The sequence below is a fragment of the Cryobacterium sp. Sr8 genome, from assembly GCF_004403225.1.
GTDB classification, from domain to species: Bacteria; Actinomycetota; Actinomycetes; order Actinomycetales; family Microbacteriaceae; genus Cryobacterium; species Cryobacterium psychrotolerans.
Genome location: NZ_SOHO01000051.1, coordinates 91754 through 107760 on the forward strand (window position 1 = coordinate 91754; position 16007 = coordinate 107760).

General features: G+C 71.3%; 9 protein-coding genes. 2 read left to right on the forward strand and 7 right to left on the reverse strand.

Features of this window, described 5'->3' with window-relative positions:
* Nucleotides 1-79: 79 nt before the first annotated feature.
* The 3 genes from E3T54_RS11270 to E3T54_RS11280 all read right to left on the reverse strand — a co-directional run bounded on the left by E3T54_RS11270 (nucleotide 80) and on the right by E3T54_RS11280 (nucleotide 5743).
* Nucleotides 80-2890: a cation-translocating P-type ATPase gene (locus tag E3T54_RS11270; protein ID WP_134475750.1), complete on the reverse strand. Its 2811-nt coding sequence runs from the start codon at nucleotides 2888-2890 to the stop codon at nucleotides 80-82.
* A 233-nt stretch (nucleotides 2891-3123) separates the two neighbouring features.
* Nucleotides 3124-3768, reverse strand: a complete 645-nt coding sequence (pcp, locus tag E3T54_RS11275; protein ID WP_134475751.1) for a pyroglutamyl-peptidase I — start codon at nucleotides 3766-3768, stop codon at nucleotides 3124-3126.
* A 10-nt stretch (nucleotides 3769-3778) separates the two neighbouring features.
* Entirely contained in the window at nucleotides 3779-5743 is a 1965-nt protein-coding gene (locus E3T54_RS11280) for a gamma-glutamyltransferase family protein (protein WP_134475752.1), read from the reverse strand.
* Nucleotides 5744-5882: 139 nt separating this feature from the next.
* On the opposite strand from E3T54_RS11280, the gene E3T54_RS11285 reads away from it, so the two are divergent.
* On the forward strand, nucleotides 5883-7502 hold the full coding sequence (locus tag E3T54_RS11285; RefSeq protein WP_134475753.1) for a CYTH and CHAD domain-containing protein: 1620 nt from the start codon (nucleotides 5883-5885) through the stop codon (nucleotides 7500-7502).
* A 141-nt stretch (nucleotides 7503-7643) separates the two neighbouring features.
* Here the strand turns inward: E3T54_RS11285 and E3T54_RS11290 are convergent, their stop codons facing one another.
* The 4 genes from E3T54_RS11290 to E3T54_RS11305 form a co-directional block, all read right to left on the reverse strand.
* Nucleotides 7644-9947, reverse strand: a complete 2304-nt coding sequence (locus E3T54_RS11290; RefSeq protein ID WP_134475754.1) for a S9 family peptidase — start codon at nucleotides 9945-9947, stop codon at nucleotides 7644-7646.
* A gap of 44 nt (nucleotides 9948-9991) precedes the next feature.
* Nucleotides 9992-10822: a hypothetical protein gene (locus E3T54_RS11295; RefSeq protein WP_134475755.1), complete on the reverse strand. Its 831-nt coding sequence runs from the start codon at nucleotides 10820-10822 to the stop codon at nucleotides 9992-9994.
* A gap of 76 nt (nucleotides 10823-10898) precedes the next feature.
* On the reverse strand, nucleotides 10899-13190 hold the full coding sequence (locus E3T54_RS11300; RefSeq protein ID WP_134475756.1) for a bifunctional diguanylate cyclase/phosphodiesterase: 2292 nt from the start codon (nucleotides 13188-13190) through the stop codon (nucleotides 10899-10901).
* A 126-nt stretch (nucleotides 13191-13316) separates the two neighbouring features.
* Nucleotides 13317-15608 (reverse strand): bifunctional diguanylate cyclase/phosphodiesterase, encoded by a 2292-nt coding sequence (locus E3T54_RS11305; RefSeq protein ID WP_134475757.1) that lies wholly within the window; start codon nucleotides 15606-15608, stop codon nucleotides 13317-13319.
* A 214-nt stretch (nucleotides 15609-15822) separates the two neighbouring features.
* Here E3T54_RS11305 and E3T54_RS17575 point away from each other — a divergent pair, with 214 nt between their 5' ends.
* Nucleotides 15823-15951 carry a hypothetical protein gene (locus tag E3T54_RS17575; protein ID WP_255452867.1) on the forward strand — a complete coding sequence of 43 codons (129 nt, stop codon included), beginning with the start codon at nucleotides 15823-15825 and terminating at the stop codon, nucleotides 15949-15951.
* The last annotated feature ends 56 nt before the right edge of the window (nucleotides 15952-16007 follow it).

Below are 16007 nucleotides of genomic sequence, written 5' to 3' on the forward strand. Positions count from 1 at the left end.
CCGGTTGAGTTGCGGAGAAAGTACCTTCCTCGCGCGCACGAAGGTACTTTCTCCGCAAGTCAACCCGGGCCACACACCCTCAGGCCCGATCCAGCGCGCGCAGCACGACCTTCCGCAACTCCTCAACCCAGAGGACGCCGGATGCCAGGGCGACGCAGATCAGCCAGTGCTCGGCATCCAGGGGCGCGGTGCCGAACGCGACCTGCAGGAACGGGAGCTGCACCACGGCCACCTGGAGCAGCACGGTCAGCGCGATTGCGCCCCACAGCCACCGGTTGACGAAGAGGCGGCGGAACGCGCTGCTCGTTTCGGAGCGCGCGTTGAACGCGTTGAAGAGCTGCGCGAAGACGAGGGTGGTGAAGCCGGCCGTGCGGGCCACGTCGAGCGTGTCCTCTCCCGGCAGCAGCCCGCCGGGCAGGAACAGGTCGATCGTCGCGAGCGTCACGACGGCCATCACGATGCCGGTCGACAGGATGCCGAACCACATGCGCCGGTCGACGGCCCGGTCGGTGAGCGCCCGGGGCGGGCGTGCCATCACATCGTCGATCTCCGGGTCGATGCCCATCGCCAGTGCCGGGCCCGAGTCGGTGACGAGGTTGATCCAGAGGATCTGGGTGACCAGAAGTGGCAGCACCACGGCCTCGTTGCTCGCGCCGGACAGGCCGAGCACCCCGGCGAACAGCACGCCGAGGAACACGGTCAGCACCTCGCCCATGTTCGAGGAGAGCAGGTAGCGCAGGAACTTCCGGATGTTGTCGAAGATCACCCGGCCCTGTCGCACGGCCATGACGATCGTGGCGAAGTTGTCGTCGGCGAGGATCATCGTGGCGGCCTCCCTGGTCACCGCCGTGCCGGTGATCCCCATGGCGACGCCGATGTCCGCCGATTTCAGCGCCGGGGCATCATTCACTCCGTCCCCGGTCATCGCTACGATCTGCCCGTTCGACTGCAGGGCGTCGACGATGCGCAGCTTGTGCCGTGGCGAAACGCGGGCGAAGACGGATGCCCGGAGCACGGCATCCGCCAGCGCCGGCTCGTCGAGGCGGTCGAGTTCCAGCCCCGAGATGGCCGTCGATCCGGGCGGCACGATGCCGAGGTCGCTCGCGATGCGTGCGGCCGTGCCCGGGTGGTCGCCCGTGATCATGATCACGCGCACGCCGGCGCGGTGGGCCTCGGCGATCGCGGCGGTGGCCTCGTCGCGCGGCGGGTCGATAATGCCGACGACGCCCGTGTAGATCAGGTCGTGCTCGTGGGACTCGTCGATCGGTGTGCTGTCCGGATCGACGTGGCTGTACGCGACGCCGAGGGTGCGGAACGCCTGCGCGGAAAGCGCCCGCACGTCCTCCTGTGCTCGCCGCCGGCGCTCCTCGTCGAGGGGGACGACCTCCTCGCCGAGCTGGATGCGGTTGCAACGCTCGAGCAGCACATCGGGCGCGCCCTTGCTGAAGATCCGGAGGCTGCCGTCCGCCTTCTCCTCGTGCAGGGTCGACATCATCTTGCGGTCGGAGGTGAACGGCACCTCGTCCAGGCGGTCGAACCGGGCGACGTGGCCGTTCGTGCCGACGAGCTTGCCCGCGGCGACGAGGAACGCGGCCTCGGTGGGATCCCCCTGGATCTCCCACGTGTTGTCGTGCTCGAGCAGCTGGGCGTTCCCGGCCAGCGACCCGATGCCGAGCGTCCGCAGCACCTCGGCGTGCAGGCGCGGGTCCTCGAGTGGCCGGCTGTCGGCATCCAGCACCGCGCCCTCGGGCCGGTAGCCCACGCCGGTCACCCGGGCCGCGCCGGACGCTGTCAGCACCCGTTCGATCGTCATCTCGTTCTTCGTCAGCGTGCCTGTCTTGTCGGCGCAGATGACGGATGCCGACCCCAGCGTCTCCACGGACTTGAGGTTCTTGACGACCGCGTTGCGCCTGGCCATCCGCTGCACCCCGATCGAGAGCACGACCGACAGGATGGCCGGCAGGCCCTCGGGCACGGCCGCGACGGCGAGGGAGATGCCGAGCAGGAACACGGTCACGTAGTCGGCGGGGGTGGAGACGCCCTGCACGAGCACGATCGTCAGCATCACGACGAGGGCGATTCCGATGACGATCGCCCCGAGGGTGCGGCTGATGCGCTCGATCTCCTTCTGCAGCGGCGTCACGTGGGCGGGCGTGGCGTCGAGCATGGTGGCGATGGCGCCGACCTCGGTGTCCATGCCGGTGCCGGTCACGACGGCCCGGCCGACGCCCTCCACGACGGCCGTTCCCTTGAAGACCATGTTCAGCCGGTCGGCCAGCTGCGCCGCGGCGGGCAGGGTGTCGGCTCTCTTGCCCACGGCCTCGCTTTCGCCGGTCAGGGAGGCCTCGGCCACCCGCAGCGCGCTCGCGGACAGGAGCCGGGCATCCGCACCCACGTGGTCGCCCTCGCCGAGCGCGAGCACATCGCCGCGCACGAGGTCGGCGCTCGGAACGGTGGCGAGTTCGCCGGCGCGCAGCACGGTAGAGGATGCTGCGGTCATCGTCGACAGGGCGGCGACCGCGTCGCCGGCGCGGGCCTCCTGCACGAAGCCGAGCACGGCGTTCAGCACAACGATCGCGGCGATGACGATCGCGTCGATCGGCCAGGCGTCGGATCCGGCGGCCCGCTCGAAGATCCACGCGCCGATGGAGACCAGGACGGCCACGAGCAGCAGGTAGATCAGCGGGTCGTGGAACTGGGCCAGGATCTTGCGCCAGGTCGGCACGGGCGGGATCCCGCGGAGCTCGTTCGGGCCGTCGCGGGCCAGGCGCCGGGCGGCCTCGGCGTCGCTCAGGCCGACGGCGGGGTCGACCTCGAGCCCGCGGGCGATGTCGTCGGCGTCGGCGAGGGAGGGGTCGGCGAGCGAGGAGTCGGGTGTTTCTGCTCCCATGCTCAGTGAGATTTGTCCGTGGCCATGAGATCAGTCTGTCGCACTCGCGAGCCGGGCGCTGCAGCCCTGGGGCGTGCGTGCCGCCTCACGCGCGCGGGCTCACGCGTGCCGGCGCCGCTGAGTTGCGGACAAACACCCTTCGTTTCGCGCGGGAAGGTACTTTGTCCGCGACTCAACCCAGGCGTGGTGTGGGCAGGGCAGGGCAGGGCAGGGCAGGGCAGGGCAGACCAGGGTCAGTGCAGCGCCCCGCCGGGCGCGCGCGTGTCCACTGCCACATCGAGGCTGGTGCGCACGATGGCCAGCAGCGCGAGGGCCGCCATCTCCACGGACATGCTCGGCTGGTCGCGGGCGGCAGCCTGCTCGGGGGCGTAGGGGATGTGCACGAAGCCGCCCCGGGCATCCGGGCGGTCGGCCTGCAGCGTGTGCATCAGCCGGTAGAAGACGTGGTTGCAGGTGTAGGTGCCCGCGGTCTGGGACACGGATGCCGGGATGCCCGCCTGGGTGAGTGCCTCGACGCAGGCCTTGATCGGCAGCGTGCTGAAGTACGCGGCGGGCCCGTCCGGCACGATCGGGGCGTCGACGGGCTGGAAGCCGGCGTTGTCGGGGATCCGGGCGTCGTCGACGTTGATGGCGACGCGTTCGACCGAGATCCCGGGGCGCCCGCCGGCCTGGCCGACCGCGATCACGAGGTCGGGCCGGAACCGGTCGAGCGCATCCGTCAGTGCCCGGTCGCAGGCCTCGAAGTCGACCGGGATCTCGGCGATGTGCACGTCTTCGGGCCCGTCCCAGAGCGCCTGCGCGCGCAGCACCGCCTGCCAGGAGGGGTTGACGGTCTCGCCGTCGAACGGCTCGAACCCGGTCAGCAGGATTGAGGTCACGGATGCCACGCTACCGGCCGGCCGCATAGCCCTGCGCGCCGCGCGGGTTGGCGGCGGCACCGAGCAGGCCCGTGTATGGGTCGCTGGTGACCGCGGACAGGCGGCCGAGCGACCAGTCGCCGGCCCGGGTGACGCGGTGACCGCGTCGCTCGAGGTCGGCGATGATCTCGTCGCCGAGGCGGTCCTCGACCACGGCGCCGCCGGGAGTCCAGGTGCGCGGCCAGAACGACTCCGGCATGGATGTCGTGTGGAACGCGGGCGCATCGATTGCCTGCTGCGGCGAGTAGCCTCCGACGATCGTGCGCAGCAGGTACAGCAGCTGCCACTGGTCCTGCTGGTCTCCGCCGGGGGACCCGACGGCCGCGACGGGCTTTCCGTCCCGGAGCACGAGGGTGGGGGTCAGGGTCGTGCGCGGGCGCTTGCCCGGGGCCAGCGTCGACGGTGCCCCGGCTTCGAGCCAGGTCATCTGCAGCCGGGTGCCGAGGCAGAAGCCGAGTTCCGGAATGGTGGGGGAGGACTGCAGCCAGCCGCCGGAGGGGGTGGCCGAGACCATGTTGCCCCACCGGTCGACGACGTCGATGTGGCAGGTGTCGCCGCGCGTCTCGCCGGTGGGCGCGACGGTGGGCTCGCCCGCGTCCCGGGGCGCGGCCGGCTCGCCCGCACGCGGCGGCGCGACGGTCGGTTCGCCCACGCCCGCGAAGGCCCGGTTCCCGGCGCCGGCCCCGACCGCGTCGGCGGCGTGCCCGCCGGGCACGGGCGGGGCGTATTCGGTGCGGAGCGGCGGCAGGAATGGCTCGCGTCCCGGCACCGCCCCCGGCCGGAACTCGTGCGAGGCCGTCTCGGCGATCAACGCCCGCCGCTCGGCCGCGTACTCCGCCGAGAGCAGGTAGTCGAGGGGGACATCCGCGTCGCCGTACCAGGCCTCGCGGTCGGCCAGCGCCAGCTTCTCGGCCTCGAGGATCGTGTGCGCGCCGAGCGCGGTCGACGGGTCGAGGTGCGGGTCGTCGAACCCGTCGAGGATGGCGAGCATCTGCAGCAGGGCCGGCCCCTGGCCCCAGGCCCCGGTCTTGGCGATCGTGAAGCCGCGGAAGGTCGCCGTGACGGCCGGCTCGACGGATGCCGCGAAGCCGGCCAGGTCCTGCCCGGTCATCACCCCGGCGTGGTCGGTTCCGGAGGAGTGCCGGTGCGGCGTCCGGATGAAGTCCACGATCGCCCGGGCGACGAACCCCTCGCTCCACTCGGTGCGCGCCGCGTCGATCCGGGCCTCGCGGGAGCCGCCCGCGGAGCCCGCCGGGGTGCCCGTCGCAGTGCCCGCCGCAGGGTCAGCCGACCCGCCGGCAGCGCCGGCCGCCGCTGCCGCGACGAGTCGCTCGAGGGTGCGCGCCCACGCCTCGTTCCTGACCAGCTCGCCCGCCGCCGGCACGCGCCCGCCCGGCATCCACCGCTCGGCGGAGCTCGGCCAGTGCTCGGTGAACAGTTCGGCGACAGCGCCGATTGTGGCCGAGACGCGGGGCAGCATCGGATGCCCCCGCCGGGCGTAGCCGATGGCGAACTCCAGCACCGGCTCGAGTTCCCAGGTGCCGTGGTCGCGCAGCAGGAGCAGCCAGGCGTCGACGGCCGCCGGAACAGCGGCGGCCAGCGCCCCCGCCCCGGGAACCAGTTCGAGGCCCTCCGCCAGGTAGTGCTCCGGGGTCGCGGCGGAGGGGGCCGGGCCCTGCCCCATCAGCACGATCGGGGCATCCGGATGCTCGGCGGTCGCAAAGATCCCGGTCATATCGCCGCCCGGTCCGTTCAGGTGCGGCTCGACGACGTGCAGCACGAACGCTCCGGCGACCGCCGCGTCGAAGGCGTTGCCGCCGCGCTCGAGCACGGCCTGCGCCGAGGCCGTCGCCAGCCAGTGGGTTGAGGCGGTCATGCCGAACGTGCCCTGCAGGGTTGGACGGGTGGTGAAGGAGTTCGCGGGAGTGTAGGTCACAGGCCCACTCTGGCAGAGCTCGACGTCGACTGCTCTCATGCAAGACTTCCCACAGGGGTGAATTGCGGACAACGTACCTTCGTTTCGAGAATGAACGTACTTTCTCCGCAACTCAAACCGGCGACGAGGCAGGGATGCCATGGCTGCGCACACACAGGCGGAGATCGAGCGAAAATACGACGTGGATGCCGCGGCCTCCGTGCCCGACCTGACCGCCGCGGACGGCATCGCCGCGGCCCGTCACCTCGAACCGGTCACGCTCACGGCGGTGTACTTCGACACCGCGAACCTCGACCTGGCCGCGCACCGGATGATCCTGCGCCGGCGTGAGGGCGGCCCCGACGAGGGCTGGCACATCAAGAAGCCCGCGAAGGAGGGCCGCACCGAGCTGCACTGGCCGCTGGGCAGCGGCACGGCCGGGAACTCTCGCGGTAAGGCCGCCGCCGGCCGCCCTGCAGGCAAGGCTGCCGGCACTGCCATCCCCGACGAGGTGCTCGAACCCGTGCGCGCCATCGTGCGCGACCGGGTGCTGTCCCCGCTGGCACGCATCAGCACCGTGCGCACCGCAGTGCACCTGCTGAACGAGCGGGGCGAGGCCGTGGCCGAGCTGGCCGATGACGTCGTGTCGGCGTCGGATGCCCGCGGCGGGACGCTCCGCAGTTGGCGCGAGTGGGAGGTGGAACTGCTCCCGGCCGCCCCCGATACGAAGAAGGCACGCAGCAGGCTCCTCGACGCGATCGAACGGGTCCTGCTCGAGGCCGGGGCGACCCCCTCGTCCAGCGTCGCCAAGGTCGCGCAGGCACTCGGGGTCGAGTCGCTCACCGACGTCGTGCCCGGGGTCGGCGCGGTGGCCGACGCAATTGCCGGGACCGCGGCATCCGTCGTCGTCGCCGCCGTGCGCGGGCTGACCGCCGCGCTCGAGATCGCCGATCCCGCCGTGCGTGCGGACCAGCCCGATGCCGTGCACCAGATGCGCCGGGCCGTGCGCCGGCTCCGTAGCGTGCTGGCCGGCAACAGCCGCCTGTTCGACGGTGAGGCGGTCCGGGCGCTGCGGGGCGGCCTCGCCTGGCTCGGCGGCTCGCTCGGGGAGGCGCGCGACGCCGAGGTGAGCGGCAAGCGGGCCGTGCGGGAACTTGACGCCGTCCCGGCGCACCCCTCCGACGCCGCCGTGCAGGCCCGCCTCGTGGCCGATGCCCGCCGCGAATACACCGAGGCGCACCAGCGCGTGCGCCGGCTGATGTCGAGCCCGGGGTACTACCGGCTGCTCGACGCCCTCGACGACTTCGCCGCGCGCCCGCCGGTGACCACGCGGGCGTCCCATCCCGCGGTCAAGGAACTCCGGCGGCAGCTGCGCCGGGACATCGCCCGGCTGCGCGCCCGAGCGCGGAGGGCAGCGGCGGCCGGGCCGGTCGACCGTGAAGCAGCCCTGCACGACGTGCGCAAGGCCGTGCGGCGCCTGCGTAATGCCGTCGATGCAATCCGGCCCGAGGCGGCCGCCGTGCTCGGCGCGAAGAAACGCCGCGCCCTCCGCCGTATCTCGGCCGCGGCCAAGCCGATCGAGACGTCCCTCGGCGAGCGGCACGACCTGGTGCTCTTCGCGGGGCAGCTCGAGTTCGCCTCCGCGAGCGCCAACGAGGCGGGCGAGGAGACCTTCGTCTACGGGATGCTCACCGCGCGCTCGTCGAGGGAGCTCGGCGCGCCGTCCGCGGACCTTGACGCTTCGGTGCGCCGAATCGTGCGGCTTGCCCGCACGTTCTGACCCGCACGCAGGCTCTGACCAGCGCGCACGCTCGAGTCCGCACTGAGTCGCGGAGAAAATACCTTCGTTTTCGAATTGAAGGTACTTTGTCCGCAACTCAGCGGGCGCAGCGGCGCAGCGGGGCGCCAGGAGCAGCTGAGGCTACCCGGCAGCCCCAGCAGCCCCAGCGGCTTCGTCGGGCAGCGCGCCTTCCCCCGACGGATGCGCGCCGGCCGCGTCGATCATCCAGGCGTAGTTGAACGCGGCCTCGCGCCAGGCATTGTACCGCCCGGAGACGCCGCCGTGCCCCGCCGACATCTCGGTCTTGAGCAGGGCATCCGCCCCCACCTCGCGCAGCCTGGCCACCCACTTAGCGGGCTCGACGTAGAGCACCCTCGTGTCGTTGAGGCTGGTGACGGCGAGGATGCGCGGGTAGTGCGTCGCGTGCACGTTCTCCACCGGGGAATACGTGCCCATATAGGCATATACCTCCGGGTCGTGCAGCGGGTCGCCCCACTCGTCCCATTCGATCACCGTCAGCGGCAGCGACGGGTCGAGGATCGACGTGACCGGGTCGACGAACGGCACGCCGGCGAGGATGCCCGAAAACAGTTTCGGCGCCATGTTCGCCACCGCGCCCATCAGCAGGCCGCCCGCGCTGTGGCCCTCGGCGACGAGCCGGTCGGGCGAGCTGTACCCGCAGTCGATCAGGTGCGTCGCGCACTCGATAAAGTCCGTGAAGGAGTTGCGCTTGCGCAGCTTCTTGCCGTGCTCGTACCAGAGCCGGCCGAGCTCACCGCCGCCGCGCACATGGGCGACCGCGAAGATCATCCCGCGGTCGAGGAGGCTGAGCCGGGAGATGCTGAAGCCGGGGTCGATGCTGTGCTCGTACGAGCCGTAGCCGTAGAGCACCGTCGGCGCCGGTTCGCCCGGGGTCACGAGGTCCTTGCGGTAGACGAGGGAGATCGGGATGCGCGTGCCGTCGTCCGCGACGGCCCACTCCCGGCGTTGCTCGAACAGGGTCGGGTCGTAGAGTCCGAGCACCGGCTGCTGCTTGAGCAGGCGCAGCTCGCCCGTGGCGACGACGTGGTCGTACACCGTCGACGGCGTCACGAAGCTCGTGTAGACCAGGCGGATCGTCGGCTGGTCCCACTCCGGGTTGCCGGCCACGCCCACCGTGTACAGCGGCTCGGTGAACTTGAGCTCGGTCAGGCCGCCGTCGTCGTGGTCGTGCTCGTCGTGCCGGGCAACCGCCACCCGGGCGAGCCCCTCCTTGCGGTACTCGATCACGATGAAATCGCGGAACGCGTCGACGCCCTCGAGGCGGATCCGCTCGCTGTGCGGAAGCACCACCCTCCTCGCCCCCTGCGGGTCGGATGCCGCGACGCTGACGAGTTCGAAGTTGACCGCCTTGTGACCTTCCGGGCCGTCGTTGTGCACGATCAGCAGCCGGTCGGTGCCGCCGAGCACTGCGTGCTCCACGTCGTATTCGACGCCCTCCTGCCGCGGCCAGACCACGACGAACTCGCCGGTCGGGTCGGCGGCGTCGAGCAGCCGGGTCTCGCTGGTCACGCTCGAGCCGGCTTCGATGACGAGATACTTGCGGCTGCGGGTGCGCCCGACGCCCACCCAGAAGCGCTCGTCGGGCTCATGGAAGACGTTCACGTCGGCGGATGCCGCGGTGCCGAGCTCGTGCCGCCACACCGTGTCCGGCCGCCAGGCATCGTCGACCGTCGTGTAGAACAGGTAGCGCCCGCTCGGGTCGAACATGGCGCCCTCTGACGTGTTCGGGATCTCGTCGGGCAGGTTCGCGCCCACCGCGGTCTCGCCCGTCGCGGCGCCGCCCGCCGCCCCCGCGGCGATCGCCCGCACCCGGATCGTGTACCGCTCGTCGCCCTCGGTGTCGACGGCGTAGAGCAGCAGGGTGCCGTCGGTGCTGATGTCGAAGCTGCCGATCGCGAAGAAGTCGTGGCCGGCCGCCTCCACGTTGTCGTCGAGGAGCACCTGCTCGCCGGGCAGCCCCGCCCCGGCCGAGCCAACCACGCCGGCCGAGCCCGCCTCGCCGCCCGAGCCAACGTCGCCGGCCGAGCCAACCATGCCGCCCGAGCTTGCCCCGACCCCCGCCAGCACCGGCGGAGCCCAGTCGTCCGGGTTCGAGATCGGCGCCCGGCAGTGGATGCCGTACTCCTGCCCCTCCACCGTGCGCGTGTAGTACCACCAGTCGCCGCGGCGCACGGGAACGCTGAGGTCGGTTTCCAGCGTGCGGCCCTTGATCTCCTCGAAGATCTGCTCCTGCAGCAGTGCGAGGTGAGCGGTGCGGGCATCCGTGAAGGCATTCTCCGACTCGAGGTGCGCCACCACCTCCGGGCTCTCCTTCTCGCGCAGCCACTCGTAGTTGTCCACGTACACGTCATTGTGGTGGGTACGCGGCTGGGGCTTTTTCGCGGCGGCAGGAGGAATGTTCATGAGCCCCAGCGTACGTCGCCGAGGCCCACGGGGGTGTCGGGCTGCTACCGCCAGGGCGTCGCGTCGACCTGGATCGCCACGACGTAGAGGTGCCGGCCAAGCTCGATCTTCTCCACCTCGTACACCCGCACCCGGGTCTGCGGGTTCGTGTCGGCCGGCCTGCCGACGCCGATGCCGTAGCTGACGTATCCCTCGAAGTCGCCGGCCGAGGCGTACCGGGTGATCGCCGGGTAACCGATGACGGGCGCCGGCGCCGAGACGATGCTCGAGGCGCCGTTTTCGAGGTGGGCCTGGGCCGTCCGGAAGACCACCCGGAGGATCGACTGGGTGCCCGGCATCGGGATGTTCGCCCCGCTGCCGTCGGCGATGAGCTTCGGCACGTACTCGATGTCGTAGCTCGGGAAGCCGCTCTGGAACCGGAAACTCATTTGGTCATACGGCGGGTTGTCCGACGGATGCGTGCCCGCGGCGATCGAATACAGGTACGGCAGCGGCGGCGCGGGCGGCCCCGCGATCGGCACCGGGAACTCGTGCTCCACCCGGTAGGGCTCGCCGGGACCGGGCCAGCCCCAGTCCTGCACGATGCGTGAGCTGATCACGCGGTCGCCCGAGTTCGGAGGCGCCGGCTCGTCGTCCGGCGGGGGAGTGGTCGTCGGCGTCGGCGCGGACGAGCCCGACGGGGACGGGGACGGCGAAGGCGAAGGCGACGGGGTGGCGGTGGCCGTCGATGGGGAGGTGCTCTGCCCGGGAATCGGCGCCGGCGTCGTGCAGGCGGTGACGAGGAAAACCAGCGGCAGCAGCACCAGCGGTGCCAGCCGGCGGGGCGCCGCCTGGGCGGCGCGGCCTGCCGAACGGTGGGCACAACCGAGTCTCATCAGGTCCCCAATCGATTGCGTCCCGACCCCTCAATCGCAGTCTGGCCCCGGCACGAGCGCCGCACAAGGCGGGCAATCAGCGCCCGGCGCCCTCCGCAGCCCGGAGCGCAGTAGCCGGCACCGGGCGCCCGGCCAGCCAGAGGTCGAGTTCGGCCGCGGGCGCCGGCCTCGACAGGTGGAAGCCCTGGGCGTGGTCGCAACCGTAGCCGACCAGCTCGTCGTAGGCGGCGGCATCCTCGACCCCCTCCGCGACCATGCGCAGGCCGAGGCTGTGGGCGAGGTTGATCGCCCCGGCGACCAGGGCGGCGGCCCGGGGATCGCCGGACATCGGCATGACGAAGGACCGGTCGAGCTTGAGCTCGTCGATCGGAAGTTCCCGCAGGTAGGCCAGCGAGCTGTAGCCGGTGCCGAAATCGTCGATGGCGATCCGGATGCCGCCGCCTCGAAGCCTGGTCAGGATCGTGCGGGCCTTGTCCCGGTCGGCCATGAGGAACTCCTCGGTGATCTCGAGCATCAGGGCTTGCGGCGGCAGGGCGCGCGCCTCGACCATCGCGATGATCCGCTCGGGGAGCTCGGCGTTTTTCAGGGAGCTGGCGGAGAGGTTGACCGAGACCGTGAGCGGGGTGCCCTGTTCCTGCCAGCGTGCGGCCTGGTCCAGTGCCTGCCCGAGCACGAGGCAGGTCAGCTCGGGCATGAGCCCGGCCTCCTCGACCAGGCCGAGGAAAGCATCCGGGTAGAGCAGACCGCGGGTGGGGTGGTTCCACCGCACGAGGGCCTCGGCGCCGTGCACGGCGCCGGTGGCGAGGTCGACCTTGGGCTGGTAGTGCAGGATCAGTTCGTCGGTGCTCAGGGCGGTGCGCAGGTCCTCGAGGGTGCGCAGCCGGTTGTCGCCGTGGGTGTCATCGTCGCTGACGTAGACGTGGTGCCCGCTGCGGGCATCCTTGGCTCGGTACATCGCCAGGTCGGCCCGGCGCAGCAGGGTGCCGAGATCGGTGCCCTGGTCGGGGAACAGGGCAACCCCGATGCTGACGTCGACGGTGAGGGCGATTCCGGCGAGGGTGAACGGCTCCGCGAGCGCCTCCTGCAGCCCGACGGCGACGGCCACCGAGCGGAGGTACCCGGTGTCGTCGAGCAGGATCGCAAACTCGTCTCCGCCCAGGCGCGCGAGCAGGTCGCTGCCGCGCAGGTGGCTGGACAACCGCTGGCCGACCTGCACGAGCAGCTCGTCGCCGACGTCGTGGCCGAGGCTGTCGTTGACCTCCTTGAACCGGTCGAGGTCCAGCAGCAGCAGCGCGCGGGGACGGTCCGGTGCCGCGGCCAGGCGTACCGGCACCTCCGCATAGAGCCGGCGTCGGTTCGGCAGCCCGGTCAGCTCGTCGGTTCCGGCCTGACGCCGCAACAGCCGTTGCCGGAAGATCAGCGGCACCGCAGCCAGGCCCATCGTGCCGCTGGCCAGCACCAGGGCGAGCACCGACAGGGGGATTCGGCTGCCCAGGATGAGAACGCCCAGTGCGGCGAGCACCGCGACGGCGGGCACGGCGAGGGCCGGGGTGGATGCGGTCGTGCGGCCGTGGCTTCCCCGGCGAACCGTGCCCTCCACCCACAGGGTGATCAGCGCGAGCCCGATCGGCCAGCTTGCGTCCAGCAGGGTCCCGACGGCGTAGCGCCCCTCGAGCTCGAGGAGGGCATAGGCGACGTCGGCGGCCGCGTAGACGAACAGGCCCAACACCAGGAGGCCCCACCGGCGGCCGATATCCAAGGCGTGGGTCGCGGCAATCCCGACGACCGCGGCCACGAGGAGCAGGTCGAACAGGGGATAGGCGACCGCGACGGCGACGGCCAGGGCAGACGGGCCGGCCGCGGCGGAATCCAGGATCGGGCCAAGCAGCACGGCCAGCACCGCGGCCGCGCCGAGAGAACCGACGGCTCCGTCCAGGACGACCGGCCACGCCAGCCCGCGTGCCTCACGCCGCACCAGCGAGGCCAGGGCGGCCAACATCAGCGGGTAGAACAGCAGGTAGCCGACATCGGCCCAGGAGGGGAACGGGGCCGCTGCGGCGCCGTCGAGCGCGAGCACGTAATACGTCTCGCCGAGCGCCGACGAGGTGACGGCCGCCGCGGCGAGGAGGATCTCCGGCCGCCGGAATCGGGTGCGGAGCGAGGCCAGCCAGAAGATGGCAACGGGCACCCACTGGGTGAGCAACGCCAGAACGCCGTCGACGAGAAAGTTGAATCCCCCGCCGTGCAGCACGAGTCCGCCGAGGTACGCCCCGAGCAAGATGCCCATGGCCCAGACCAGCCCGGTGTTCACGTGGGCGGCAGCGCGTGCCCGTGCGCGGGGGTGGGTGAGGCGGAAGGTAGAGAGCACTGAAGATCCTTGTGTTACGCCCCGCGTCCAGCCCCCTGGTTCGCCCGAGCCTATCTCGGCTTGAGGGCGGAACCGGGGCGCGACACCGTGCGGGAATCGGCGAATATCGGACAAACCGGATCGCGGCTAGATGGCGAGCGCGGCCTCGACGCGGCCAGCCAGCCAGCGCTCCAGATCGGCGGCGGGGATGGGTCGGGACAGGTGGAAACCCTGGGCGTGGTCGCAACCGAAACCGACCAGTCGGTCGTAGGTTGCGGCATCCTCAACGCCTTCGGCCACCATGCGCAGGCCGAGGCTGTGGGCGAGGTGGATTGTCGAGGCGACCAGGGCGGCGGCCCGGGGATCGCCGGCCATCGGCATGACGAAGGAGCGGTCGAGCTTCAGCTCGTCGATGGGCAGGTCGCGCAGGTAGGCCAGCGAGCTGTAGCCGGTGCCGAAATCGTCGATGGCGATCTGGATGCCGGCGTCTCGCAGCCTGGTCAGGATCGCCTTGCCCCGGCCTCGGTCGGCCATCAGGAAGTCCTCGGTGATCTCCAGCGCCAGGGCGGAGGTGTCCAGGCCGCGCTCGTCGACCATGGAGGCAACCCGTTCGGGCAGGTCGGCGTCCATCAGCGAACTGGCGGAGAGGTTCACGGCGACGGTCAGGGGCGTCTCCCGGACCTGCCATATCGCTGCCTGGTCTAGGGCCTTTCGCAGCACGAGGTTCGTCATCTCGCGCATGAGCCCGGCCTCTTCGACGAGCTCGAGGAACGCGTCGGGATAGAGCAGGCCGCGCACCGGGTGATGCCAGCGCACGAGCGCCTCGACGCCGTGCACCTCGCCGGTGTCGAGGTCGACCTTGGGCTGGTAGTGCAGCACCAGCTCATCGCGGGACAGGGCGGTTCGCAGCTCCTGCAGCGTGCGCAGCCGGTCGTCTCCGTGGCGATCGTCCGCGCTGACGAACACGTGGTGCCCGGTGCGCGCTCCCTTCGCCTTGTACATGGCCATGTCCGCCCTGCGCAGCAGCGCGCGGACATCCTTGCCCTGGTCGGGATACAGCGCGATCCCGATGCTCACGTCCGTCTGAACCGCGATGCCGGCGAGGGTGAAGGGCGCAGCGAGAAGCCCGTGGAGAGTGGTGGCGACGGCGACCGCCCGGTCGGAGCCTGCGTCGTCGAGAAGGATGGCGAACTCGTCTCCGCCCAGCCTCGCCAGCAGGTCCCCGGTGCCCAGGTGCCCGGACAACCGCTGACCGACCTGTACCAGCAGCCGGTCCCCGATATCGTGGCCGAGGCTGTCGTTGACCTCCTTGAACCGGTCGAGGTCAAGCAGCAGGAGCGCGCTTCTCCCGCCCGCGGCATTCGTCAGGCGATCGGGGATATAGGCGGACAGGGCACGCCGGTTCGGCAACCCGGTCAGGTCGTCGGTGAAGACCTGCCGGCGCAGGTCATTCATCTTCATCAGCTCGCGAAAGGCGAGCTGTGTGCGCACCGCGGCGAAAATCAGGGTGAGGGCGGCCAGGGCGACCGCGAGCACGGATTCCTGTATCCGGCTGCTCAGGATCAGCACCGTCAGCCCCGCCGCGGTGGCGGCCGCGGGCACCACCAGGGTCCACGCGCCGGCCTGCGACCGCTCGGCCCCGGCGGGGGAGCGCTCGGCGCCGTCGACCCAGACCGCCACCAGGGCGAGACCGATGGCCCAGCCGGCGTCCAGGGGGGTGCCGACCTCGTAGGTGCCCGCCGACACGCGCAGCGCATAGACGACGTCGAAGGCGGCGAGCACGAGCAGCCCGAACGTCAACAGCACCCAGCGACGGCCGCTCTGGAAGATCCGGGTGGCGGCAATGCCGATCACGGTCGCGACCAGCAGCAGATCGAAGAGTGGATAGGCGACTGCCACGATGGTGCCGAGTGAGAGCGGATCGGCGACGGCCGAATCGAGGACCGGGCTGAGCAGGACCGCCAGCACCGCGGCCGCGCCCAGGGCGCCCACGGCGCTGTCGAGCAGCACCGGCCAGCTGAGGGCACGCAGGCGGCCACGGATGAGCACAGCGAGGGCGACCAGCATCAGCGGATAGAACAGCAGGTAGCCGACATCGGCGAGGGAGGGGAACGGGACCTCCGTGGCCCCTGCCGCGGACGCGACGATGTAGTAGGTGTTGCCCAGGGCGAAGGAGGTGACCGCGACCGCAGCCAGGACCACCGTGCCCCGTCTGAATCGGGTGCGGACCGCGACAATCCAGCACACGACTGCCGGAGCGTACTGCGTCGCCAGCCCCAGCCATCCGTCAACCAGAAGACTGAACCCGGTGCCGTGGAGGGACAAGCCGATGAGGTAGGCGCCGAGCAACAGCCCCATGCCCCACAGCGACCAGGAAAGGCGCGGGCTCGCCGTGCGGACGGGAGTGAGCAGCTCGGGTGTGCGAAAAGGTCGTTCCACGCAACGCCCCCTCTGCCCTCGTCATTACCCCCGGTTCGCCGAGCCTACCAGCGGTCGACGCGGGGCCGCGTGACGCGCCGTTTCTGGCGGTCGAGTTGCGGAAAAAGTCCCTCCCCGGGGGCTGGGAAGGGACTTTTTCCGCAACTCAATGGCGCGGGTTGGCCTATTCTGGGAGCCGACGGCGAGCCCTCGGCCGCCCGGGATGGAGAAGAAAATGGGCGAGATCAATGGCCTGCCGGCGCATGTGCTGCTGATCCACTTCGTGGTGATCGTCGTGCCCCTCGCCGCACTGTGCGCCCTGCTGGCCGTGGCATGGCCGGCCGCTGCAGGCTCGGCATCGTGACGCCGCTCATCGCCCTCGCGGCGCTCGTGTCGGTGCCCCTCACGACGGAGGCCGGC

Excerpts from the sequence above, each read along its gene's own strand:
- E3T54_RS11285 (WP_134475753.1), top strand. The coding sequence starts at position 5,883 with ATGGCTGCGCACACACAGGCGGAGATCGAGCGAAAATACGACGTGGAT.
- E3T54_RS11270 (WP_134475750.1), bottom strand. The coding sequence starts at position 2,890 with ATGGGAGCAGAAACACCCGACTCCTCGCTCGCCGACCCCTCCCTCGCC.
- E3T54_RS17575 (WP_255452867.1), top strand. The coding sequence starts at position 15,823 with ATGGGCGAGATCAATGGCCTGCCGGCGCATGTGCTGCTGATCCACTTC.
- E3T54_RS11295 (WP_134475755.1), bottom strand. The coding sequence starts at position 10,822 with ATGAGACTCGGTTGTGCCCACCGTTCGGCAGGCCGCGCCGCCCAGGCG.
- E3T54_RS11290 (WP_134475754.1), bottom strand. The coding sequence starts at position 9,947 with ATGAACATTCCTCCTGCCGCCGCGAAAAAGCCCCAGCCGCGTACCCAC.